The sequence below is a fragment of the Pseudomonas sp. PvP001 genome (assembly GCF_040546375.1).
Taxonomy (GTDB): domain Bacteria; phylum Pseudomonadota; class Gammaproteobacteria; order Pseudomonadales; family Pseudomonadaceae; genus Aquipseudomonas; species Aquipseudomonas coleopterorum.
On record NZ_JBEPNQ010000001.1, the window covers coordinates 2,476,315 to 2,499,946 of the forward strand.

Consider the following 23,632-nt stretch of genomic DNA (forward strand, 5'->3'; position numbering starts at 1 on the left):
CGAGCCGTTATTACCTGTAGACCTCGCGTCGATTGCCCAATTGAACGACCAGAACTCGCAGCGCCCCATCCTGGATGTCACAGATCACTCGGAAATCGCCAACCCGGTATCGCCACAAGCCGCCCAGCGGACCGGTGAGCGCCTTGCCTGTGCTACGTGGGTCATCCCGATCGCCAATGCGTTCATCCATGAAGTCGAGGATGCGCCTGGCTGCCTGCTTGTCGAGTTTGCGCAGCTGCGTTTTGGCCGTGTCGGTGTAGTCAATCGTCCAGACCAAGGTCTTTCCTTACGTCCGCTGCCGAGTGCACACCTTCCTGACCTTTACGTACACGCTCCAGCACTTGCGCTGCAAGGTAGTAGTCCTCCAGCTCGGTCAGGCCATTGTCGATGATTTCGCGAAGATAGTAAGCCTTGGTGCGCCCAGTGCTGCTGGCCAGAAAGTCGAGGCGCCGCTCGGTTTCCGGTGCCAGGCGAATGGAGGTGGCCATATCAGAAACTCCTGTGTGATACCTGTATTCACTGTATCACATCGCCGAGGTTTTCGAGGTGCTGGCCCTGTCTGCTTCGACCAAACAGGCATAGGATCAGCGATTTTCGGCGCCCATATTTTCGCCGACACCCCCACGGTGTAGACTTGGCCGTTTTTTGGGCAAATAGAGAGTCGCAGCAATGAAGCCGTTCGCCTCCCGTTATCTGCTACTTGCCACACTTTCCCTGCTGTTGACCGCTTGCCAGACTTCGTCGCGCGACCCTGCCGCTGACGCAGGTCCCGATGCCTGGCAACAGCTGGAAACCAACATCGCCAGCAGCGAGCTGGCCACGGCTGAAGATCAGTTGGTCAAACTGCAGGCCCAGGCTCCGCAGGATCCGCGCGTCAACGAGGCGCAGCGGCAGTTGGCCGAGGCCTATCTGCAGCGCAGCCAGGTGATGCTGCAGAAGGGTGACGTCAATGCGGCGGCCACCGCGCTGGGCCGTGCTCGCGTATTGATGCCTCAGGCACCGGCCCTCATCGGTGGCGTCAATGGCGCGATCGCCCAGGCGCGCAAGGCCGAGCTGGAAAAAGCCGAAGCGGCCCTGAAAGCGGCCGAAGCCCGGCCGAAGGCCTTGGTGCTGGATCCGAACGCCAGTGTTTCAGCAGTGCCTTTGAAGATGCACAGCGCACCTCAGTTGCGCGCACAGATGCGCGACATCGCGACCGACGTCGTTCATTACCAATGTGATGTGATCATTCAGGTGGCCCAACCAGGCGAATATCGCCGGCTGGAAGCGCTGCTCAAGCAGCGCGTCAGCGAACAGTTGCCAGAAATGCAACTGAAGGTCGGTCGCCGTGTGGTGCACGGACAACCGACCCAAGTGGTGCTTATACCGCGCCGTTAAGCCGGAATGGCTTTAGCGGCAGGTTCACGATCCCACACGCGATGCTTGGCGATCGCAGCGATGAACGCCTTGATGGTGCTGTCATCGTCGCCCACCAGCAGACCGGCATCTTCCTGCAGGCGCAGCGCTTCGAGCAGCGCCTTGCCATCCTTGCTGACACCGATTGCCTTGAGGTGCTTGTAGGCTTCGAGCAGGTAGTGCAAGGCCACGCCATCGGCGCTCAGTGCCTTGATCGAATCCGCGCCACCTGGCACCCACACTGCATCGAAAGCCACCGACGGCAGACCTTCCTGGGAAGCATCGACTGCCAACGTCTGGCCGTCGGCAGTCTTGACGGGTGCGCTGGTCGGGCCCAGAACCTTGGCGTGTGCGCCTTCAGCCTTGAGCGCCTTCTGCAGGGCAGCGACCGCTTTGCCATCCACACCGTTGGCGACCAGGATCGCCACCTTGCGGCTCTTGATGTCGCCCGACAGCAGGTTGGTCTGGCTCAGCGCAGGCGATTCCTTCAGTGACGAAGGCTTGACCGATACGGTGCCCTTGCTCGGCGCAGGCAGACCCAGGTTGGCGGCAACGCGCGAAGCCAGTTCCAGATCGATGTTGGCCAGGATCTCGTTGACCTGACGGGCACGAATGTATTCGCGCTCGACCTTGCCAAGTTCGAAGCTGTAGGCCGCGATGATGTGCTCTTTCTCGGCATGGCTCATGCTGTTGAAGAACAGCGTGGCTTGCGAGAAGTGGTCGGAGAACGATTCGCTGCGCTCGCGGACCTTGTGTGCGTCGACACGCTCGGGATAGGTCTCGAAGCCGCCATCGATCGGTGCCGATGGAGTTTCCTTCGGCCAGCCACCGTCAATGGAGTTTGGCTCGTAGGACGCACGGCCCTTGTCGATGCGGGTGCGGTGTTGGGCGTCACGTTGGCCATTGTGGTTCGGCGCGATCGGCCGGTTGATCGGGATCTCGTGGAAGTTCGGCCCACCGAGACGGCTGATCTGGGTATCGGTGTAGGAGAACAGACGGCCCTGCAGCAGAGGGTCGTTGCTGAAATCGATACCAGGAACGATGTGGCCCGGGCAGAAGGCAACTTGTTCGGTTTCGGCGAAGTAGTTGTCCGGGTTGCGGTCCAGGACCATGCGGCCCAGCGGAGTGACCGGGACCAGCTCTTCGGGAATGATCTTGGTCGGGTCGAGTAGGTCGAATTCGAACTTGTGTTCGTCTTCTTCCGGCACGATCTGCACACCCAGCTCCCATTCCGGGTAGTCACCCATCTCGATGGATTCCCACAGGTCGCGGCGGTGGAAGTCGGTGTCCTTGCCGGCCAGTTTCTGCGCTTCGTCCCAGACCAGCGAGCAGGTGCCGAACTTGGGCTTCCAGTGGAACTTGACGAACGTGCCCTTGCCTTCGCCGTTGACGAAGCGGAAGGTGTGGATACCGAAGCCCTGCATGGTGCGCAGGCTTTTCGGGATCGCACGGTCGGACATGGTCCACAGCACCATGTGCGCCGACTCGGGTACCAGCGAGACGAAGTCCCAGAAGGTGTCGTGGGCGGAGCCGCCGGTTGGGATCTCGTTGTGCGGCTCAGGCTTCACGGCGTGAACGAAGTCGGGGAACTTGATCGCGTCCTGAATGAAGAAGACCGGCATGTTGTTGCCGACCATGTCGAAGTTGCCTTCGTCGGTGTAGAACTTCACGGCGAACCCACGCACGTCGCGTACGGTGTCACCCGAACCGCGTGGACCCTGCACGGTGGAGAAGCGGACGAAGACCGGGGTCTTCTTCGCCGGGTCGCGCAGGAAGCCGGCCTTGGTCAGGGCCGAATGGTCTTCGTAGGTCTCGAAGAAGCCGTGGGCGGCAGTACCGCGGGCGTGGACGATACGCTCCGGGATGCGTTCGTGGTCGAAGTGCGTGATCTTCTCACGCATGATGAAGTCTTCGAGCAAGGACGGGCCGCGTGCGCCGGCCTTGAGGGTGTTCTGGTTATCGCTGATCTTCACGCCATGGTTGGTGCGCAGCGCTTGTCCGGTGCCATCGGCACGGAACTGCTCGAGCGATTCCAGTTTGGCGTTGGTGTTCTGACGATCCAGGGTGTCGGTGCCAGCCGCTTCGCTCTTGCCGGCAGGGGGGGTCTTGTTGCTCATCGGGCCTTAACTCCTTGGTTCACGGCAGTCCGTGGACGGACTTTGATAAGTACCCTCACCTGATCACGGCAGGCATGGGGCAGGAATACTCAGCAAGTGACCTGACAAATTGCAGGGGCGTTCCTTTTTTTTTCAGGAACGGTCGCCAAGCCGACCTTTAGTCGCGTTATTGCCAAATCGCAGGTTGCGGCGAAAATAAATGCTAAATACGACTGGACGCCTGGGCTAAAATGCGCGCCCGGCTATCAGCTGCTACCCCATTCATGCGCCCCACAAGGTTCGCTACGTGATCGAGTTCCAAGATGTCCACAAGACCTACCGCGTGGCCGGTAGGGAAATTCCCGCGCTGCATCCCACCCGATTCACGGTGCCGGCAGGCCAGGTGTTCGGCCTCATCGGCCACTCCGGCGCGGGCAAAAGCACGCTTCTGCGCCTGATCAACCGCCTGGAAAATCCCAGCGGTGGCAGGATCATCGTCGACGGTGAAGACGTCACCGCGCTCGATGCTGACGGCCTGCGCGGTTTTCGGCAACAGGTCGGCATGATTTTCCAGCATTTCAACCTGCTGGCCTCCAAGACCGTCGCCGATAACGTGGCGATGCCGCTGAACTTGGCCGGGCGCCTGTCGCGCAAGGAAATCGACCAGCGCGTGGCCCAGTTGCTCGAGCGCGTCGGCTTGTCCGACCATGCGCGCAAGTACCCGGCACAGCTGTCCGGTGGTCAGAAGCAGCGCGTCGGCATCGCCCGTGCGCTGTCGACCAACCCCAAGATCCTGCTCTGCGACGAGGCCACCAGCGCCCTGGATCCGCAGACCACGGCCTCGGTTCTGCAACTGCTGGCCGAGATCAACCGCGAACTGCAATTGACCATCGTGCTCATCACCCATGAAATGGACGTGATCCGTCGGGTCTGCGATCAGGTTGCGGTGATGGACGCCGGACGCATCGTCGAACAAGGCCCTGTGGCCGACGTATTCCTGCACCCACAGCATCCGACCACCCGTCGTTTCGTTCAGGAAGACGAGCAGGTCGACGAGAACGAGCAGCGCAGCGACTTCGCTCATGTGGCGGGCCGCATCGTGCGCCTGACCTTCCAGGGCGAGGCCACCTACGCGCCGCTGCTGGGCACCGTGGCGCGCGAGACCGGCGTCGACTACAGCATCCTGGCCGGCCGCATCGATCGCATCAAGGACACCCCCTACGGCCAGCTGACCCTGGCAATCACCGGCGGCGACATGGACGCGGCATTCGCCCGCTTCACCGCTGCCGACGTTCACATGGAGGTGCTGCGCTGATGGACCTGATCAACTTCTTCGCCAGCGTCGACTGGAGCGAAATCTGGCAGGCCACCCTCGACACGCTGGTGATGCTCGGGGCTTCGCTGCTGTTCACCATCCTGCTGGGCCTGCCGTTGGGTGTTTTGCTGTTCCTCACCAGCCCGCGGCAGATGTTCGAAAAGCCCAGGCTCTATGCGGTGCTGTCGTTCATCGTCAACGTGGTCCGCTCGCTGCCGTTCATCATCCTGATCATTCTGCTCATCCCCACCACCGTGGTGCTGGTGGGTACCTCGCTGGGCGTGGCCGGGGCGATTCCGCCGCTGGTCATCGGCACCGTGCCGTTCTTCGCGCGGCTGGTGGAAACCGCCCTGCGCGAAGTCGACCGCGGCATCATCGAGGCAACCCAGGCCATGGGCGCCACGACGCGACAGATCATCACCCGGGCGCTGGTGCCCGAGGCCCTGCCGGGGATCATCGCGGCCATCACCGTGACGACCATCACGCTGGTGTCGTACACCGCCATGGCTGGCGTGGTCGGCGCCGGGGGCCTGGGTGACCTGGCGATTCGCTACGGCTACCAGCGTTTCCAGGACAACGTGATGTACGTCACGGTGATCATCCTGATTCTGATGGTCCAACTGCTGCAGATGCTGGGCGACCGCCTGGTCGTGCACTTCTCTCGCAAATAATCGTAGGTCTGGCCCACGGGCCGAAAAGGAAATCGAAGATGAAAAGACTACTGGCCGCCATGGCCGCCGTCGCTGCACTGTCCGCCCAGGCCAACGAAAGCCTGAACGTGGCGGCCACCGCCGTGCCCCATGCCGAGATTCTGGAATTCGTGAAGCCGCAACTGGCCGAGCAGGGCGTGGACCTCAACATCAAGGTGTTCACCGACTACATCCAGCCCAACGTCCAGGTCGCGCAGAAGAACATGGACGCCAATTTCTTCCAGCACCAGCCGTATCTGGATGAGTTCAACAAGGGCAAGGGTACCGATCTGGTCGCCGTGACCGGCGTTCACCTGGAGCCCCTGGGCGCCTATTCGAGCAAGATCAAGCAGCTCGACGAGCTGGGCAACGGCGCCAACGTGGTGGTGCCCAACGACGCCACCAACGGCGGTCGTGCCCTGTTGCTGCTGCAGAAATACGGCCTGATTCGCCTCAAGGACCAGAGCAACATCCTGGCCACCACCAAGGACATCGTCGAGAACCCCAAGGGCTTGAAGATCCGTGAGCTGGAAGCGGCGACCATCCCGCGCGTACTGACGCAGGTCGACCTGGCGCTGATCAACACCAACTACGCCCTGGAAGCCAAGCTGGATCCGTCCAAGGATGCGTTGTTCATCGAAGGCAACGACTCGCCCTACGTGAACATTCTGGTAGCGCGCCCGGACAACAAGGACTCGCCGGCCATGCAGAAACTGGCCGCCGCGCTGCACAGCCCCGAGCTCAAGCAGTTCATCACCGAGAAATACAAGGGCGCGGTGCTTCCCGCTTTTTAAGCCCGTGACAGGTCGAGTGTGAGCTCGACCTTCCTTTCTCAATCAATCGCCCGCGACCAGCCCCGGAAGCTGGGCGATCATCTTCGCATTGTCGATCGGCCCGCGAATGAACCCCCGCTGGCGCCCATCCGGCCCGATCAACGCCAGATTGGCGCTGTGCTCCACCAGGTAATTGGGCTTGCGCGTGTCGGCGGGGATGAACGGAATGCTGATGGCGCTGGCCAGCGTCTGCAAGGTCTCGACCGGCGCGACCCACCCTTCGAAGCCTGCCTTGAAATAACCCAGGTACTGCTTGAGCCGCTCGGGGGTGTCGCGGTGCGGGTCGACACTGATCAGCACCACCTGCAGGCGCTCGCGCGTGGCGTTGGGCAGCTGTTGCTGCACGTCGCGCAGGTTGGCCAGGGTGGTCGGGCAGATATCCGGGCAGAACGTGTAGCCGAAGAACAGCAGCGACCACTTGCCCCTGAGCTGGTCGACGTGAACGGCCGCGCCGTCCTGGTCGGTCATCTGCAGCGCAGGCATCGCGCGACTCTGGGCCAACAGGATGATCCCTGCATCGACCAGTGCGGCGCGGTCGGGCTGGCTATGCCGGGTGAGCAAGTGGTGAACGCTCAATCCGATCAGCAAGGCGAGGACGCCGGCAACGATGAAGACGATTTTCTGCGCTTTTGTCATGAGTCTGGGGTCAATGCACGTAGGAGGGGCGACGTTATCAGGCGAGCCATGAGGAGGGTAGTGGTTCGCGCCGTTATGAAATGTGTCCCGACTATGACAAATGCGTCTTAGCCTTCCCGATGGGCCAGCTATCGTTCCCACTTCACTTTCGTGACACCCGCCTGGAGCCTTCATGAACACCGCCGCATTGCGCGAGCAGATCCAACGTGCCACCGAACACGAGGCCGCTTCCGGCCAGCTGCAGCAGCGCCTGGAAAAGCAGCTGCCGCAATTGCATCCGTCCATCGACATCGCCGAAGGCAACGACACCGCCCTGTGGCGCTTCGTCAGCGCCTACATCGATGAAGTCCCGCAACTGCTCGACGCCGCCAGCGAAGTGGCGGTCAAGGCGGGTATCCAATCGCAGATCGATCCGGTGCTGAAGATTGCCGAAGAATACTTCCTGCAACCGCCCGGCATTCTCGCGGACCATCCAGGGATGGATGGCCTGCTCGATGAAGCCTACCTGGCGCATCGTCTGGTAGAGGAAATCAACGATCTGTACATCCGTCACCTCGGCCAGCCGCTGATACCGCTGGACATGACCGTGGCCAACCTGATCGCCCACCAGTTGATCGGTGAAACCTTCGCCAACGAGTTGGACGAGGTCGTGCACCATTCGGTGGACCAGATGCTGTGCGATGAAAGCTTCGAGCTGCCGTCGGTGCAAGCCTACCGCGACAAGCTGATCAGCCCCGAGACCGGGGCAGCATGGAAACAGTGGCCGTGCATGTCACGGCGCCTGGGGATTGGCTTGGACTTGAACGCAACCTCGCAGGCTGCGACAGGGCCTGACGAGCACTAGTCGCCAAGCCCTGCAGAGCGCTTCCCGATTGCCGGGTCAGCTGCCGAAGCCTGCGCTGGTCCGCAGCTGACCTTCGATGCGCCGCTTGAGGCCGCGGCTTTCGATGATCATCCGCGAGCCCTTGCTCTGATTCGCGCGGCCCCAGTCCTCCAGCAGTTCCAGGCAGGAGTGGTCGATGTAGGTCAGGCCGGCAAGCGGCACATGGACAATCGTACCTTCCGGAATGCTCGCCAATGCCTTGGTCAGCGCCGGGACCTTGAGAAAGGTTGCCGAGCCCACCATGCGCAACTCCACCTCACCAGGGGCCTGGTCGACCAGGGTGATCTTCAGGCGCGCTGCCTTGAAGGCCAGCTTGAGCAGGGTCAGGGCGAAGCCCAGCAGCACACCGGTAAGCAGGTCGGTGAAGACGATCGCCAGGGCCGTGGCGGCGTAGGTGAACATCGGCATGCGCCCGTAGCGGCCCAGGCCCTTGAAGGCCTTGAAGTCGACCAGCTTGACGCCGGTGAAGACCAGCACACCCGCCAGGCTTGCCACCGGAATGCTCTGCAACAGGCTGGACAGCAGGACGACGAAACCGAGCAGCCAGACACCGTGCAGGATCGCCGACAGACGGGTCTGTGCACCGGCCTGGACGTTGGCCGAACTGCGCACGATCACACCGGTCATCGGCAGCGCGCCGAGGATGCCGCACAGCATGTTGCCCACACCTTGCGCCGACAGTTCGCGATCGAAATCCGAACGCTGGCCATTGTGCATGCGATCCACCGCAGCCGCTGACAGCAACGTCTCGGCACTGGCAATGAAGGCTACGGCAATGGCGGCGATCAACAGGGCCGGATCGGCCAGGTTGAGCAGGTCGGCGGGGCGCAGCCAGTCGATGGCTTCAGCCAGGTTCGCCGGCACTTCGACACGCTTGACCGGCATGGCGAAGAACAGGCTCAGCCCGGTGGCCAGCCCCACGCCCAGCAGCGCGCCGGGAACGAAGCGCAGCTTCTGCGGGCGCAGCTTTTCCCAGGCGTACATGACGGCGATGGTCAGCAGGCCCAACAACCCGGCTTGCCAGCCCAACCCGCCACCGATGCTGGGAATGGCCTGGCCGACAACCGCAGGGAATTCGATCAGGTTGCTCAGACCCGAGGGCTGCGGCGCCCGGTCGAGCATGACGTGGACCTGGGACAGGACGATCAGCACGCCGATACCGGCCAGCATGCCGTAGACCACCGCCGGCGCCGTGACGCGGAACCAGCAACCGAGCTTGAAACGCCCGGCCAACAGCTGGAGCAGACCGGCCAGCAGCAGGATGGGACCGAGCATGGCCATGCCGTGCTGACGAACCAGTTCGAAGACCAGCACGGCCAGACCAGCGGCGGGGCCACTGACCTGCAACGGCGAGCCGGCCAGAAAGCCGACCACGATACCGCCGATGATGCCGGTGATCAGGCCTTTGGAGGGCGGCATTCCCGAGGCGATGGCAATACCCATGCACAACGGCAGCGCGACCAGAAATACCACGACCGAGGCGAGCAACTCGCGCGGCAACACCGCTTTCATGTGTGCAATATTCACGTTCAATCTCCTGCAAGCATTCAAGCGAGCCGGGCCACACTTTTCGACAGGCAGCAGCGTGCCTGCCCAATCCCCTGTAGCCCAACCGGCGCGGCGGTTACAGGTGGATTCGGCAAGCGATCGTTGAGGTGTGCTGTCGACGGATGATGGCCAGGCAGGCCCTGTCAAACGGACGCCACGGCTACCTAGAAGCGGCCCTTGGGCGTGGCGCTAGGCGTCGTGGTCATTCTGTCGAGCGGACGGAAGCAGTCCTGCTCGGCGTCGTAGGCCTTGATTTCGCTGGTTTCGATGTTGTAGATCCAGCCATGGATAACACAACTGGCCGCTGGCCATGCGCGAGGCCACCGATGGGTGGGTGCGCAGGTGCTGCAGCTGGGAGATGACGTTTTCTTCGGTCAGCACTTTCATGCTTTCGGCTTCGTTGGCGCAGTTGCAGTTGTCTTCGACCACGGTGCGGGCCACTTCCGAGTGGCGCAGCCAGGCCTTGACGGTTGGCATCTTTTCCAGCGAAGCGGGGTTGAGTACGGCCCGCATGGCGCCGCAGTCGGAGTGGCCGCAGACGATGACGTGCTGCACGCCCAAGGCCAGGATGGCGTATTCCAGAGCGGTGGAAACGCCGCCGTTCATCTGGCCATAAGGCGGCACGACGTTGCCGACGTTGCGGGTCACGAACAGGTCGCCGGGAGAGCTTTGGGTGATGAGTTCAGGGACGATGCGCGAGTCGGCGCAGGTGATGAACATGGCCCGCGGTGCTTGCGCGGTGGCAAGCTTCTTGAACAACTCTTGTTGCTGGGGGAAGACGTCATGATGGAAATGCAGGAAGCCGTCGACGATCTGTTTCAGGGAGGCTTCAGCCGTATCGGCATGGCTCGGTGTAGGATCCTTGTCGCTCATGATTCATCCTCTTGCTGGATTTGAGATGGTTCCCAGTTTACCGGGTAAAAATTCCCACAGCTCACGGCTGGACGAGACGATTTACATAGGATTATGACTTGTGAGTCATTTGTCACTAACGTTACCGGTGAAAACTTAACTGAACCTGAATCGAGCGCTCTATTGTGCGGGGATGGGGGTTGTCGAGACGATGGACGGCGTCCCTGTAGCAGCGGCGCGAGTCGCGTCCGGCTTCAGCGCGTTCGCCCAGATGCACCGCTTAAACCGCCGACGCGGCTTGCGCCGCTGCTACATAAGATTCAAGTCGTCTGCATGGCGGCAGCAGAACTGTGGGAGCGGGCTCTGCCCGCGAAGCAGCCGCCACGGTCTGCCTGAGCCACCGCATGCTCCGTTTCGCGGGCAGAGACCCGCTCCCACAGGGGCGACGTGATGTGGGACCGGTTTCTGCCCGCTAAGCAGACGCCGCGGTATGCCTGGGCCACCGCATGCTGCTTTTCGCGGGCAGAGACTCGCTCCCACAGGGTTGATACGTGGATCAGCGCACCAGGCAGGGACGCTTGTTATCGAATTTCCAGTCTGAAATCAGGTATTGCATGGCAATGCCGTCATCCCGCGCGCCCAGGCCCTTGGTCTTGTACAGCTCGTGGGCCTTGGCCACTTCGTCCATGTCGATATCCACGCCCAGGCCCGGCTTGGCAGGCACCTTGACGAAGCCATCGACGATCTGCAACGGCTCCTTGGTCAGGCGCTGGCCGTCCTGCCAGATCCAGTGCGTGTCGATCGCGGTGATCTCGCCCGGTGCCGCAGCGGCCACCTGGGTGAACATCGCCAGCGAAATATCGAAATGGTTGTTGGAGTGCGAGCCCCAGGTCAGCCCCCAGTCGTTGCACATCTGCGCCACCCGCACCGACCCCTGCATGGTCCAGAAATGCGGGTCGGCCAGCGGGATGTCCACCGACTGCAATTGAATGGCGTGACCCATCTCGCGCCAGTCGGTGGCAATCATGTTGGTGGCGGTGGGCAGGCCCGTGGCACGGCGGAACTCGGCCATGACTTCACGTCCCGAATAGCCGTTCTCCGCGCCACAGGGGTCCTCGGCGTAGGCCAGCACATGGTGCTGATCACGGCACAGGCCGATCGCTTCCTTCAGTGACCAGGCACCGTTGGGGTCCAGGGTGATGCGCGCGTCGGGGAAGCGCTCGGCCAGCGCCGTCACCGCCTCGATTTCCTCGGCACCGCGCAGCACGCCGCCCTTGAGCTTGAAGTCGTTGAAGCCGTACTTGGCCTTGGCCGCTTCGGCCAACCGCACCACCGCCTCGGGGGTCATTGCCTTTTCATGACGCAGGCGGCTCCAGTCATCAGCGGCGTCCGGCTCGCTGCGGTAGGCCAGGTCGGTCTGGCCACGATCGCCCACATAGAACAGGTAGCCGAGCATCTTCACCGCATCGCGTTGCTGGCCTTCACCGAGCAGCGCTGCCACCGGCACCTCCAGAAACTGCCCGAGCAGGTCGAGCAGGGCGGCCTCCATGGCCGTCACGGCATGGATGGTGATGCGCAGGTCGAACGTCTGCAGACCGCGGCCCGCGCTGTCGCGCGCCGCAAAGGTGGTGCGCATGCGGTTGAGGATCTGCTGGTACTGGCCGATGGGCTGGCCCACCACCAGGCTGCGGGCGTCTTCCAGGGTCTCGCGAATGCGCTCGCCCCCGGGCACCTCACCAACCCCGGTGTTGCCGGCGCTGTCCTTGAGAATCACGATGTTGCGGGTGAAGAACGGGCCGTGGGCACCGCTGAGGTTGAGCAGCATGCTGTCGTGCCCGGCAACCGGAATGACTTGCAGGCTGGTGACGATGGGGGCGTTGTGCGTGGTCATGTGGTTTTCCTTGTCATTGAATCCACGCCAGGCGCCGCAGGGGCCTGGCGAAAACGGTACGGGGGATCGCGCTCGTCAGAGCGGTCGCGCCTGCACGGGTTCGGCAATGCCGCTCACGGGTTTGCCGGGCTTGGGCTGCGTACGGGCGAAGAACACCACGATCGCGGCCAGCACCGATGTCGCGGCCAGGCCGTACAGCCCGCCCTGGATCGAGCCGGTGCTCTGCTCCAGGAAACCGAAGGTGGCCGGCGCGACGAAGCCGCCCAGGTTACCCACCGAGTTCACCAGTGCGATCACCGCCGCGGCAATGCGCGCATCCAGGTAGGCCTGGGGGATGGGCCAGAACAGCGAAGACGCCGACTTGAAGCCGATGGCAGCGAAGCACACGGCCACGAAAGCGAACACCGGGCCGCCCGTGGTGGAAAGGAACATGCCGGCGGCGGCGATCAGCAGCGCTGTCGCCACCCAGGCCTGCTGGAACTTGAACTTGCCCGACAGCGCGGCAAACGCGTACATGGCGATGATCGAGATCAGCCAAGGTATCGAATTGAGGAAGCCTACCTGCAGGTCATCCAGACCGCCCATTTTCTTGATGATGCTGGGCAGCCAGAAGGTGGCGGCATAGATGGTCAGCTGAATGCAGAAGTAGATCAGGCAGAACAGCAGGATCTGGCGATCCTTGAGCAGCGTGCCCAGGGTCGGCTTGACGGTGTGCATGGCGTCACGTTCGCGCTGTTCGCGATCGATCTCGCCCACCAGCGCGTCTTTCTCCTCCAGAGTCAGCCATTTGGCGTCGTGGACCTTGGAATCCAGCCAGAACCAGACGAAGAAGCACAGCAGCACCGAAGCCAGACCTTCGATCAGGAACATCCACTGCCAGCCGTGCATGCCCAGGCCTTCGATCTGCAACAGCGCACCGGCCAGGGGCCCGGAAATCAGGGAGGCCAAGGCCGAGCCGCTGAGAAAGATGGCAATCGCCTTGCCACGTTCGACGCCAGGCAACCAGCGGGTGAAGTAGTAGATCACGCCTGGGAAGAAACCGGCTTCGGCGATCCCCAGCAGGAAGCGCAGGATGTAGAAGTGGGTTTCGTTCTGAATGAACGCCATCATCGTGGCGACGATGCCCCAGGTGAACATGATCCGCGTCAGCCAGACCCGTGCGCCGACTTTCTGCAACAGCATGTTGGACGGTACTTCGAACAGTGCATAGCCGATGAAGAACAGCCCGGCACCGAAGCCATAGGCCGCCGCGCCGATGCCCAGGTCATGCTCCAGGTGCGTGCGCACGAAGCCGATGTTGACCCGATCGATGTAGTTGACGATGAACATGATAACGAACAGCGGGAGTACGTGACTCTTCACTTTCGAGACGGCACGGGCCAGGACGGCATCGCCGGTTGCAACGTTTGAATTGCTCACAATTCAAATCTCCCACTGATTGTTTTTATGCGGGTAGTTTCTGTGTCGATCGGCAACTGGGTGCTCGGTCGGCAGACATCATACAACTAGATATTTGGTGAACTCAACGCATACAGGGCCAACCAGCCTGCCATTCGTCGTTGTCATACATCTTCATCAGTGTTGGTGATGCCGTTGCTGAGCGGTCGGCGTCATCCGGTGACTGGCCCGGCAGCGCCCGGAAGATGCTCGCAAGGTATGATCGGTTTTTTCGTCCGGGAGCCTCATCGATGTCGAAGCGACCAAACAGCCTGGCCCATGGGCTGGTCGAGGCCTTGAGCCAGCAGATCCGCCTGGGCACCCTGGCGCCGGGTGCCAAGCTGCCGTCGGAGGGCGCTATCGTCGCCGAGCACGGCGTCAGCAGAACCGTGGTGCGCGAAGCCTTGTCACGGTTGCAGGCATCGGGTCTGGTGGAAACCCGGCATGGGGTGGGGACGTTCGTGCTGCAGCGCGAGCCGGCCCATGGCCTGCGCTTGAACGTCGACACGGCGCTCAGTGTGCGCGGCATTCTCGAGTTGCGTCTGGGATTGGAGACTCAGGCGGCCGCCTTGGCAGCCAAGCGCCGCAGCGAGTCTCAACTGCAACGCATGCGCAAGGCGCTGGACGACTATCAGCGCTCGCTGGCCAACAACGACAGCTGCGTGGAGGAAGACAAGCGCTTTCACCTGCTGATCGCCGAGGCAACGGGTAATACGTATTTCACCGACATCATGCAGCACCTGGGTGATGCGATGATTCCGCGCACTCGGCTCAACGCGCTGGAGAAGGGCGATGCCGATCTGTCCCAGCTGGGGCAGGTGGCGAACCTCGAGCATGAGGCGATCTACCAGGCGATCCGCAAGCAGGACGCCGATGCGGCGCGGGCGGCGATGTGGCTGCATTTGAGCAACAGCCGTGATCGTTTCAATGCGGATTGAGGGGGCCTTTTTACTGGAGGGTGTCGGTGAAGGCCCTTTCGCGGGCAGAGACCCGCTCCCACAAGGCTGGGATTGAGGGGGCCTTTTTACTGGAGGGTATCGGTGAGGGCCCCTTCGCGGGCAGAGACCCGCTCCCACAAGGCTGGGATTGAGGGGGCCTTTTTACTGGAGGGGGTCAGTGAGGGCCCCTTCGCGGGCAGAGACCCGCTCCCACAAGGCTGGGATTGAGGGGGCCTTTTTACTGGAGGGTGTCGGTGGGGGCCCCTTCGCGGGCAGAGACCCGCTCCCACAAGGCTGGGATTGAGGGGGCTTTTTTACTGGAGGGTGTCGGTGAAGGCCCTTTCGCGGGCAGAGACCCGCTCCCACAAGGCCGGTTGAGAATTCACCTCACGGTGGGAGCGGGTCTCTGCCCGCGAAAGGGCCGCCAGCCATGATCAATGGCTGGTGGACTGCCCCAGGTCATCGCCGGAGGTGTGCTTCATGTCGTCGCCGCGCATCTGCTTGACGTCGTCGGCCGACACCGTCGAACCCCGGTTGCCCCAGCTGCTGCGGATGAAGTTCACCACGTCGGCCACTTCCTGATCGGACAGGCGCCAGGCGAAGCCGGGCATGGTGAAGGTGGACGGCGCCGTGTGCGTGGCCGGCAACGTGCCACCTGCCAGCACGATATGGATCAACGAACTGGCATCCTCGGTCTGCAGCACCGGGTTGCCGGCCAGGGCCGGGAACACCCGGGTGTAGCCCTGGCCATCGGTCCGATGACAGGCCGCGCAGTTGTCGATGTACACACCGGCACCGACCTTGCTGTCGTCTCCCTTCCACAGTGCGTCGGACACACGTGCGTCGTATTCATGGGGCTTGTCGGCACGGTCCACCGCCGGCAGCGTCTTCAGGTATCGAGCGATGGCAGTGAGGTCTTCATGGGTCATGTACTGCATGCTGTGCTCGACCACATCGCTCATGCCGCCGAACACCGCGCTGCGATCGCTGCGGCCGGTCTTGAGAAACTGCACCAGTTGCTCTTCGCTCCAGCTGCCCAGGCCGTCCTTGTGATCGCCGCGCAGGCTCTTGGCGATCCAGCCTTCGAGCGGTGCGCTGCCAGCCAGGAAGTCGGCGTTGTCGCCGGCGCTCAGGGCCTTCTCCTGCATGGTGATCGCCCGCGGGGTATGGCAGGCGCCACAGTGCCCAAGCCCCTCGACCAGGTAGGCGCCGCGGCTGATCACCGGATCGGAGCCCGGCGGTGGCTGATAGGCGCTGACCGGAGGCGCGAACAGACCACGCCAGATCGCCAGCGGCCAGCGCATGCTCAGTGGCCAGGGAATGTCGGTCGGCTTGTTCGGTTCGGCCACCGGCGCCACGCCCTTCATGAAGTAGGCGTACAGGGCGTGCATGTCGGCGTCGCTGACCCGTGCATACGAGGGGTAGGGCATGGCCGGATACAGGCTGCTGCCGCTCTTGCCGATGCCGTGGCGCACGGCCTTGTCGAAGTCTTCGAAACTGTAGTTGCCGATGCCGTCGCTGTGCGGCGTGATGTTGGTCGAGTAAACCGTGCCGATCGGCGTCTCCATGCCCAACCCGCCGGCGAACGGCGCACCGCCCTTGGCGGTATGGCAGGCCACGCAGTCACCAGCGCGGGCCAGGTAGCGGCCCTGCTCGATCAGGGCGTCGTCGGACTCCGCGGCCCTGACCGGCAGACTGGTCAACAGACTGGCGAGCAGGGTCAGCGCAGCGATCTGGATAACGTTCATCTCTGCGCTCCTTATGCCTGCACCAGCGGGCCGGGGTTCTTCAGGTACTGCTCGCGAATGGCCCGTGCCGACCAGTAGGTCAGTGCCGCCACCAGGCCGGTGGGGTTGTAGCCCAACCCCTGGGGAAAGGCCGAGGCGCCTGGAACGAACACGTTGTGCACGTCCCAGCACTGCAGGTAGCGGTTGATCGCACTGGTCTTGGGGTCGGTGCCCATGATCGCACCACCGTTGAGGTGGGTGGTCTGGTAGGAGGCGGTATTGAAATGCTCGCCGACCTTCTTGCCCAGCAAGGCAATGGTCTTGGGGTTCATGGCCTGGGCGACCTTGCTCATTTTCTCGACCATGAAGCGGTTCATCTTGATGTCGTTTTCCTGCCAGTCGAAGGTCATGCGCAGCAACGGCAGGCCATAGGCATCGCGGTACACCGGATCCAGGTCCAGGTAGTTGCCGCGATAGGACTGATGGGCGCCGTGGGCGTCCATCGACACCTGATGGGTGTAGTAGTCGGCGGTGGCCTTCTTCCAGGCGCTGCCCCAGGCTGGCGTGCCCGGTGGATTGGCCGTGCCGGCGATCGGTCGGCTGCCGGCCTGGTTGACCCACATCGGCGAGCCGCCGACGAAGCCATGGGGTCCGTGGTCGAAGTTGTCGGCATTGAAGTCGTCGAACGCCACACCGTTGCCACCGGCGCCGATGAAGTTGTTGGTGTGGGTGTCCTTGTCGAAGAAGGCCTTGATGGTGGCCATGTTCTGGTAGGCGAAGTTCTTGCCGACCACACCTTCGCCGGTCTTGGGATCGTAGGGCTTGCCGATGCCGGAAAGCAGCATCAGGCGCACGTTGTTGAACTGGAACGCACCGAGAATCACCAAATCCGCCGGTTGCTCGACTTCTCGCCCCTGGGCATCGACGTAGGTCACGCCGGTCGCCTTGCGCTTGGTGCTGTCCAGATTGACCCGCAGGACGTGGGCGTTGGTGCGCAGCTCGAAGGTTTCGACCTGGCGCAACGCCGGCAGGATGTTCACATTCGGTGACGCCTTGGAATACATGTAGCAGACATAGCCACTGCAGAAACCGCAGAAGTTGCAGGGGCCCATCTGCGCACCATAGGGGTTGGTGTACGGCCCCGATGTATTGGCCGACGGCAGATTGTACGGCTTGTAACCGACCTCGGCGGCGGCCTTCTGGAACAGCTGCGCCGAAACCGTATTCTTCTGCGAGGCCAGCGGGAACGGGTTGGAACGATCCGGTGCATACGGGTTGCCACCCTTGCCTTCGCCGACCCGCACGCCGTTCACCGTCCAGGCCTGACCCGAGGTGCCGAAGACCTTTTCGGCGAAATCGAAGAACGGCTCCAGCTCTTCATAGCTGACACCGAAGTCCTGGATGGTCATGTCCTTGGGGATGAACTGCTTGCCGTAGCGCTCCTCGTAGTGACTGCGCATGCGCAGTTCCATGGGATCGACACGGAAGTGCACGCCCGACCAATGCAGACCGGCGCCGCCGACACCCTTGCCCGGCAGAAACGCACCCAACTGGCGGTTGGGCAGTGCAACGTCGTTGACGCTGTGGCGGATGGTCACGGTTTCCTTGGAGATGTCCTGGAACAGCTTCTTGCGTACGCTGTAGGTCAACTCGTCGATCACCTGTGGATAACTGCCGTCCGGGTAGGTGTCCTGCATCGGGCCGCGCTCCAGCGCCACCACGTTGAGACCTGCCTCAGTGAGTTCCTTGGCCATGATCGCGCCCGTCCAGCCGAACCCGACGATGACCGCGTCGACTTTCTTCATTACCGTTGTCATGTCAGGCCCTCTCGCCGCGAATCGATACAGCGGGGAAGGGGTATTGCTCGTTGCGCTCCACCCAATCCATGAAGTCGGCGCGTGCGCCCGGAAAACCGATCTGGGTCCAGCCGACCATGCCCTTGTTACCGCCGTGCACGGGGTCACAGAAGAAGCCTTCACGGGTGTTCTGCAGGATCAGACTGAAGAAGGCAGTGGCGGGCAGTTCGTCGAAAACCAGTTCTCCTGCTTCGATCTTGCCGAGAATATGGTCCTGGGTAGCGCTGTCTTGCTCAGTGAACACTTTGCCCGATTGAGCCTTGCACCAAGCGTCGGTGGCGGCAATGCCCAGGCGGTAGATCTGCTGGGGCACCAGCTGCAGTTGATAGCCCATCTGGGGCGGGGCATCGGTCACGAATGGACCTTGCATGTACCACAATGCCCCCGTGGCATACGGGGTGTTCATCTGCCGATCGATGAATTCCGCTGCGCCGGCTTCCAGGGCGCCGGGGCCCAGGTCATCCGCTGGAATCAGCCGAGCCACCGCGGCTTGTACGAAAGCCCACTCTTCAGCGGTGAAAAACGACGGCTGGTAATGGGCGCTTGGCACCGGCGCAGGCGGCGCGGCCCGCGTATCCGCCTGGGCATCGGCCGTCAGGGCACCGAGGCCCAGGCCGCTACTGGCAACGGTCACCACCGGAATCAAGGTCAGTGTTTTGCGCAGAAAATCCCGGCGCGGGTTGTTTTCTTGCTCGGACATCAGGGTTCTCATCAGCTGTTCGATACGGTTTTTATCGATGCGCAGCTCAGCGGTACGTGTTCGTTGCACCACGCGGCCAGAGGCGGGTGATGCTTTGTGGAAGGCGCAGACGCGACACATTCGGCACGAAGCCAGGCGCGGCAAAATGCCGCCCTGGCGCTTCAACCGACAAATGTATCTATTTGTGACGCCAAATGAAACCGGTTTCAGTCTTGCAGTGTATCGGTTGGCTCGGTGCATCTGCTCGAACAGGTCAAGCCTCGATCCCCAGATCCGCCAGCAATGCCTCGACACCCGGCTTGCTCCCGGCGAAGCTTTCTACCAGTTCGGCAAAGGGCCGAGTCCCGCCCGATGCCAGAATCAGGCGTTGGAAATCCTTACCGGCCCGATTCGCCAACAATCCTTCGCGTTTGAAACGAGTGAACAGGTGCGCTGCGAGCACCTGCGACCAGACATAGGTGTAATACCCGGCCGCATAGTCTTCGTTGGTGAACAAATGAGCGAAGGTGTTGAGCCAACGCACATAGGGTGGATAGCGGACCACTTGGGTCTTCTCCAGCACCTGCTCGCCGATCTGTTGCGCCGACAGGCCATCGCCCGTGCTGTGCAGGCGATAGTCCACCAGGGCGTATTCGAGCTGCCACAACAGCGCCTGAGCCCGGAAGCGGGCCTGGGCTGCGAGCGCCTGTTCGACGAACGCGCTGCCGATCTGCTCGCCGCTCCGATGATGGCGCGACAACGATTGCAGGATTTCCGGCTGCATGGCCCAGTGCTCGAACACGCCGCTGGGCAGTTCCACCGCGTCTTCGGCCACGCCCTTGATGCCGGACACGCTGCCGTGATCGATGCGGGTCAGCACGTGGTGCAACGCATGGCCCAGTTCGTGGAAAAACGTCTGGATATCGCCCAGGCTCAGAAGGCAGGGAAACTCTGGGGTCTGGGCAGCGAAATCACAGCCCACATGGGCAATCGGCAGTTGCAGGCGTCCGTCGGCGAAGCGGTGGCGGTCACGCAGAGCCTCCATCCAGGCGCCCGCGCGCTTCTTCGGCCGGGTGTGCAGGTCCAGGTAAATGTAACCCAGCACCTGATCCCCTTCGCTGAGGCGGAACAGGCGCACCGAGGCAGGTTGGCGTGGTGCTGGGGGGCATTCGAGCCACTGCACGTCGAACAATCGGGCGAGCAGGCGCTGCATGCCGTCCATCACCGCCTGCATGGGGAAATATTCGCGCACCTTGAGCTCGGTCACGCCGTGGTGGATCTGCTGATATTTTTCCCGGTAGTAATCCCAGTCCCACGCCTTCAGCGATTTCACACCGAACAATGAAGCCAGCTCTTGCACGGGCGCGAATTCGGCCTGCGCCGCCGGACGGACCTTGTCGATCAGTTGCAGCAGCAACTGCTCCACGTCGGCGGCTTCGTCGAACATGCGCGTGGCCTGGGCCAGCGAGGCGTAGCTTCGATACCCACTCGCTTCGGCCAACTCGGCACGGGCCGCGAGGATGCGTTGCAGCACGGGCCCGTTATCCTGCCCCCCGGCACGCGGGCCCTGGTCCGAGGCCTGGGTGTAGAAGGCCTGGTACACCTGTTCACGCAGCGAGCGATCGTGAGCCTGGCTCGCCACCGCCAGCACCAGCGGCAGTTCCAGCGTCAGCAGCCAACCGGAAAGGCCGGCGTCGCGTGCCCGCTGGGCCATGCTGGCGCGTATGGCAGGGGCGATACCCGCCAGGGCGGTTTCATCGTCGAAGGCCAAGGTCCAGGCCTGGCTGGCCGCGTCCAGGTTATCGGCGAACGTCTGGTACAACCCCGCCAGTTCCACGTGCAGACGCTCGATGCGCATCTGGGTCGCACGCGCAGTGCCCACCCCGGCCAATCGAGCGGCGCGCAGAGCGTGATTCAATGCCGCCTGCTGGGTCGAATCGAATTCGAGGGCCTGCGGGCTTTGCTGCAGCAGTTGCAAGGCGGCCTGCACCGTGCGGTTGTGTTTGATGGCCGACTCATAGGCCTGTACCCGCTCGCGGCATTTCGCATAAGCCTCGATCACCGCCAGATGGTGATGGCGACTGAGTAACTGCTCGGGTTGCAGCACCGCCAGCAGGCGCTGATGCATGTCTTCCAGTGGCTTGACCAAGCCTTCCCACGTGGGTGATTCGAGCTGCTCGGGGAGCAGTTGCGCCAGCTGACGCAAGTTGCTTTCGATCACATGGGTGATGGCCGGCTCGACGTGTTCGGCCTTGATGAGGTGATAGGGGACTATCTCGTGGTTGCCCAGCAAGGGGTTGTCGGCAAGAAGCGCGGGGAGTACCGACGAGGGTGCGGTGGTCATGTTCGATTCCTTGAGTGACGCCTGAGTGGCGAGCCAGTCTAGGAAGGCGAACGACCTGTGAAGTGGTAGCCGGCTATTGCCGTCGACCTGCCCGTGCGGCAAGTCGACGGCAGGCCTGGCTCAAGGCTTCTTGAGCTTGGGGTTGGGGAAGAACTGCACCGGTTGCGAGGTGGGCCGGGCGACCTTGACGGCCACCTTGTTGACCCGTGTGCCCAGTTCGCTGGGCACCGACTGGCCCTGCGCATTGAGCGTGTCGCTGTAACCACAGGCCACGCACTCGCGATGGGGGACCTCGTCGACGCTCCACATCATCAGCTTGTCAGGCTCGCTGCAGGCCGGGCAAACGGCCCCGGCGATGAAGCGTTTCTTGGTGATCATGCCGCCGCTTCCTCGCTCAGACCGCTATGGCGCAACAGGGCATCGATGGAGGGCTCGCGACCGCGGAAGTCGACGAACAACACCATCGGAGCCTGCGATCCGCCACGCGCCAGAATGGCTTCGCGGAAGGCGCGACCGGTGTCGGCATTGAGCACGCCGTCTTCCTCGAACTTGCTGAACGCATCGGCCGACAGCACTTCGGCCCACTTGTAGCTGTAATAGCCCGCCGCGTAGCCGCCGGCGAAGATGTGCGCGAAGCTGTTGGGGAAGCGGTTGTAGGCCGGCGGACGCATGACCGAAACCTCGTCACGCACACCGTCCAGCACTTCCATCACGCTGCGGCCATCGCCATGGGAGGCATGCAGCTCGAAGTCGAACAGCGAGAACTCGATCTGGCGGACCATCATCAGGCCAGACTGGAAGTTCTTCGCCGCCAGCATTTTTTCCAGCAGGTCCTGAGGCAGCGGCTCCCCGGTTTCGTAGTGACCCGAGATCAAGGCCAGGCCTTCGGGCTCCCAGCACCAGTTTTCCATGAACTGGCTGGGCAGCTCGACCGCATCCCACGCCACGCCGTTGATACCCGACACCCCGACGTGCTCGACCCGCGTCAGCAGGTGGTGCAGGCCGTGGCCGAATTCGTGGAACAGCGTGGTGACTTCGTCGTGAGTCAGCAGCGCCGGCTTGCCGGCATCGGCCGGGGTGAAGTTGCACACCAGGTTGGCCACCGGGCTTTGCAGCTCGCCATTCTCGGTGCGACGGCGGTCGCGGGCGCCGTCCATCCAGGCGCCGCCACGCTTGTTGGCGCGGGCGTAGAGGTCGAAGAAGAAGCGGCCCACATGCTGGCCGTTTTCCTTGATCTCGAACAGGCGCACATCAGGGTGCCAGGTGTCGAAACCTTTCTGCTCGGCGATCTCGATACCGTATAGGCGCTGCACGATGGCGAACAGGCCGCCCAGGACCTTGTCGATCGGGAAGTAGGCACGCAGTGCTTCCTGAGAAACGCTGTAGCGCTGCTCACGCAGTTTTTCCCCGTAGAAACCGCTGTCCCAGCTTTGCAGGTCGGCACAGCCCTGTTCGGCGGCATAGGCGCGCAGCTGCTCCAGGTCCTGGGCCGCGAACGGCTTGCTGCGCTGGGCCAGGTCACGCAGGAAGGTCAGCACCTGATCGGTCGACTCGGCCATCTTGGTGGCCCAGGCTCAGTTCCGAATAACTGGCATAGCCCAACAGCTCGGCCAATTCCTGACGCAGGTCGAGGATTTCGCGCATCACCGGGCCGTTGTCGTTCTGGCCGGCGTTGGGGCCCTGGTCCGAGGCGCGGGTGCAATAGGCTGCGTAGACTTCTTCACGCAGGGCGCGGTCTTGAGCGTAGGTCATGACGGCGTAATAGCTGGGGAACTCCAGGCTGATCAGCCAGCCGTCCAGGCCCTTGGCCTGGGCTGCGGCCGCCATTTGCGCCTTGGCCGAATCGGTCAGCCCGGCCAGGGCCGCTTCGTCGGTGACGTGCTTGGTCCAGGCCTGGGTGGCGTCGAGCAGTTGGTTGGAGAAACGGCTGCCCAGCTCCGACAGCTTGCTCTGCACCTGGGCATAGCGCTGCTGCTGATCCACCGGCAGATCGATTCCGGACAGGCGGAAGTCGCGCAGCGAATGCTCCAGAATGGTCTTCTGGGCAACGTCGAAGCCCGCGGCTTCAGGACTGTTGGCCAGGGTTTCGAAGGCCTGGAACAGCTCGCGGTTCTGGCCCAGCTCGGTGGAGTAGGCACTGAGCGCCGGCAGGCAGGCCTCATAGGCCTGGCGCAGTTCGGCGCTGTTGCACACGGCGTTGAGGTGGCTGACCGGGCTCCAGGCAGCGCCCAGGCGGTCGTTCAGCTCGTCCATGGCCAGCACCAGGCCGGCCCAGGTAGGCTGGCTGCCCTGGGTTTGCAGAATGTGGGCAATGGCCGCGCGGTTGTCGGCCAGGATCTGTTCAATCGCCGGTTGTACGTGCTCGGCACGGATCGCCGAGAACGGCGGCAGGTCGTAGGACTGCAGAAGGGGATTCGCGCTCACGGTTAAACACCTTGGCTATGAAGAAACACTGGGACATCTTAATTACAATTACGACTCACCGCAGCTATCGACAACACAGAGGATGCCTA

The 23,632-nt window shown here is 62.8% G+C and carries 18 protein-coding genes and 2 pseudogenes; 6 read left to right on the plus strand and 14 right to left on the minus strand.

All coding sequences use genetic code 11. From position 1 onward, the window contains the following. Positions 1-10: 10 nt before the first annotated feature. Together ABMD26_RS11225 and relB are read right to left on the minus strand one after the other, a co-directional pair. Positions 11-277 carry a type II toxin-antitoxin system RelE family toxin gene (locus tag ABMD26_RS11225; protein WP_134722142.1) on the minus strand — a complete coding sequence of 89 codons (267 nt, stop codon included), beginning with the start codon at positions 275-277 and terminating at the stop codon, positions 11-13. Then, entirely contained in the window at positions 261-488 is a 228-nt protein-coding gene (relB, locus tag ABMD26_RS11230; protein ID WP_134722141.1) for a type II toxin-antitoxin system RelB family antitoxin, read from the minus strand. The genes ABMD26_RS11225 and relB overlap by 17 nt, the downstream gene beginning before the upstream one ends. A 181-nt stretch (positions 489-669) precedes the next feature. Between relB and ABMD26_RS11235 the strand changes: the two genes are divergently transcribed. Next, positions 670-1,377, plus strand: a complete 708-nt coding sequence (locus tag ABMD26_RS11235) for a PA5502 family lipoprotein (protein ID WP_049860510.1) — start codon at positions 670-672, stop codon at positions 1,375-1,377. On the opposite strand, the gene katE is transcribed toward ABMD26_RS11235, so the two are convergent. Further along, on the minus strand, positions 1,374-3,512 hold the full coding sequence (katE, locus tag ABMD26_RS11240) for a catalase HPII (protein WP_354309531.1): 2,139 nt from the start codon (positions 3,510-3,512) through the stop codon (positions 1,374-1,376). The genes ABMD26_RS11235 and katE overlap by 4 nt on opposite strands. 286 nt (positions 3,513-3,798) lie before the next feature. Between katE and ABMD26_RS11245 the strand changes: the two genes are divergently transcribed. From ABMD26_RS11245 to ABMD26_RS11255, 3 genes are read left to right on the plus strand one after another with little or no spacing between them, the layout of a single operon-like run. Beyond that, the gene (locus ABMD26_RS11245) at positions 3,799-4,806 is read left to right on the plus strand and encodes a methionine ABC transporter ATP-binding protein (RefSeq protein ID WP_354309533.1); all 1,008 of its coding nucleotides are present in this window, start codon (positions 3,799-3,801) and stop codon (positions 4,804-4,806) included. After that, positions 4,806-5,477 (plus strand): methionine ABC transporter permease, encoded by a 672-nt coding sequence (locus ABMD26_RS11250; RefSeq protein ID WP_049860507.1) that lies wholly within the window; start codon positions 4,806-4,808, stop codon positions 5,475-5,477. The genes ABMD26_RS11245 and ABMD26_RS11250 overlap by 1 nt, the downstream gene beginning before the upstream one ends. Positions 5,478-5,515: 38 nt before the next feature. Continuing rightward, the gene (locus ABMD26_RS11255; RefSeq protein ID WP_056844884.1) at positions 5,516-6,289 is read left to right on the plus strand and encodes a MetQ/NlpA family ABC transporter substrate-binding protein; all 774 of its coding nucleotides are present in this window, start codon (positions 5,516-5,518) and stop codon (positions 6,287-6,289) included. Between the two features lie 42 nt (positions 6,290-6,331). Here the strand turns inward: ABMD26_RS11255 and ABMD26_RS11260 are convergent, their stop codons facing one another. Continuing rightward, positions 6,332-6,964, minus strand: coding sequence for an SCO family protein (locus ABMD26_RS11260; protein WP_354309536.1), 633 nt, complete (start codon positions 6,962-6,964; stop codon positions 6,332-6,334). Between the two features lie 172 nt (positions 6,965-7,136). Here ABMD26_RS11260 and ABMD26_RS11265 point away from each other — a divergent pair, with 172 nt between their 5' ends. Continuing rightward, positions 7,137-7,808, plus strand: coding sequence for a hypothetical protein (locus ABMD26_RS11265; RefSeq protein WP_134722137.1), 672 nt, complete (start codon positions 7,137-7,139; stop codon positions 7,806-7,808). 36 nt (positions 7,809-7,844) lie between these two features. On the opposite strand, the gene ABMD26_RS11270 is transcribed toward ABMD26_RS11265, so the two are convergent. From ABMD26_RS11270 to ABMD26_RS11285, 4 genes and pseudogenes are all read right to left on the minus strand, one after another. Then, positions 7,845-9,359, minus strand: a complete 1,515-nt coding sequence (locus ABMD26_RS11270; RefSeq protein WP_197980065.1) for a SulP family inorganic anion transporter — start codon at positions 9,357-9,359, stop codon at positions 7,845-7,847. A gap of 200 nt (positions 9,360-9,559) precedes the next feature. Beyond that, positions 9,560-10,268: pseudogene (locus tag ABMD26_RS11275) on the minus strand (carbonic anhydrase). A gap of 535 nt (positions 10,269-10,803) precedes the next feature. Further along, a complete protein-coding gene (gene gudD, locus ABMD26_RS11280; protein WP_122743083.1) occupies positions 10,804-12,138 on the minus strand; it encodes a glucarate dehydratase in 1,335 nt (444 codons plus the stop codon). Between the two features lie 75 nt (positions 12,139-12,213). Further along, complete coding sequence (locus ABMD26_RS11285) at positions 12,214-13,560, minus strand: MFS transporter (RefSeq protein WP_376787072.1); 1,347 nt, start codon at positions 13,558-13,560, stop codon at positions 12,214-12,216. A 266-nt stretch (positions 13,561-13,826) separates the two neighbouring features. On the opposite strand from ABMD26_RS11285, the gene ABMD26_RS11290 reads away from it, so the two are divergent. Beyond that, positions 13,827-14,513, plus strand: coding sequence for a FadR/GntR family transcriptional regulator (locus tag ABMD26_RS11290; protein ID WP_056844879.1), 687 nt, complete (start codon positions 13,827-13,829; stop codon positions 14,511-14,513). Positions 14,514-14,947: 434 nt separating this feature from the next. Here ABMD26_RS11290 and ABMD26_RS11295 read toward each other — a convergent pair whose 3' ends face one another. The 6 genes and pseudogenes from ABMD26_RS11295 to prlC form a co-directional block, all read right to left on the minus strand. Further along, positions 14,948-16,261 (minus strand): c-type cytochrome, encoded by a 1,314-nt coding sequence (locus ABMD26_RS11295; protein ID WP_354309540.1) that lies wholly within the window; start codon positions 16,259-16,261, stop codon positions 14,948-14,950. An 11-nt stretch (positions 16,262-16,272) separates the two neighbouring features. Next, on the minus strand, positions 16,273-18,057 hold the full coding sequence (locus tag ABMD26_RS11300) for a GMC family oxidoreductase (RefSeq protein WP_286916038.1): 1,785 nt from the start codon (positions 18,055-18,057) through the stop codon (positions 16,273-16,275). A 1-nt stretch (position 18,058) separates the two neighbouring features. Continuing rightward, positions 18,059-18,796, minus strand: coding sequence for a gluconate 2-dehydrogenase subunit 3 family protein (locus ABMD26_RS11305; RefSeq protein WP_354309543.1), 738 nt, complete (start codon positions 18,794-18,796; stop codon positions 18,059-18,061). A 253-nt stretch (positions 18,797-19,049) separates the two neighbouring features. After that, positions 19,050-21,119, minus strand: coding sequence for a M3 family metallopeptidase (locus ABMD26_RS11310; protein ID WP_354309545.1), 2,070 nt, complete (start codon positions 21,117-21,119; stop codon positions 19,050-19,052). 120 nt (positions 21,120-21,239) lie between these two features. Next, the gene (locus tag ABMD26_RS11315; RefSeq protein WP_043191945.1) at positions 21,240-21,497 is read right to left on the minus strand and encodes a YheV family putative zinc ribbon protein; all 258 of its coding nucleotides are present in this window, start codon (positions 21,495-21,497) and stop codon (positions 21,240-21,242) included. Then, positions 21,494-23,543 (minus strand): annotated as a pseudogene (gene prlC / locus ABMD26_RS11320) (oligopeptidase A). The gene ABMD26_RS11315 and the pseudogene prlC overlap by 4 nt, the downstream one beginning before the upstream one ends. Positions 23,544-23,632: the final 89 nt, after the last annotated feature.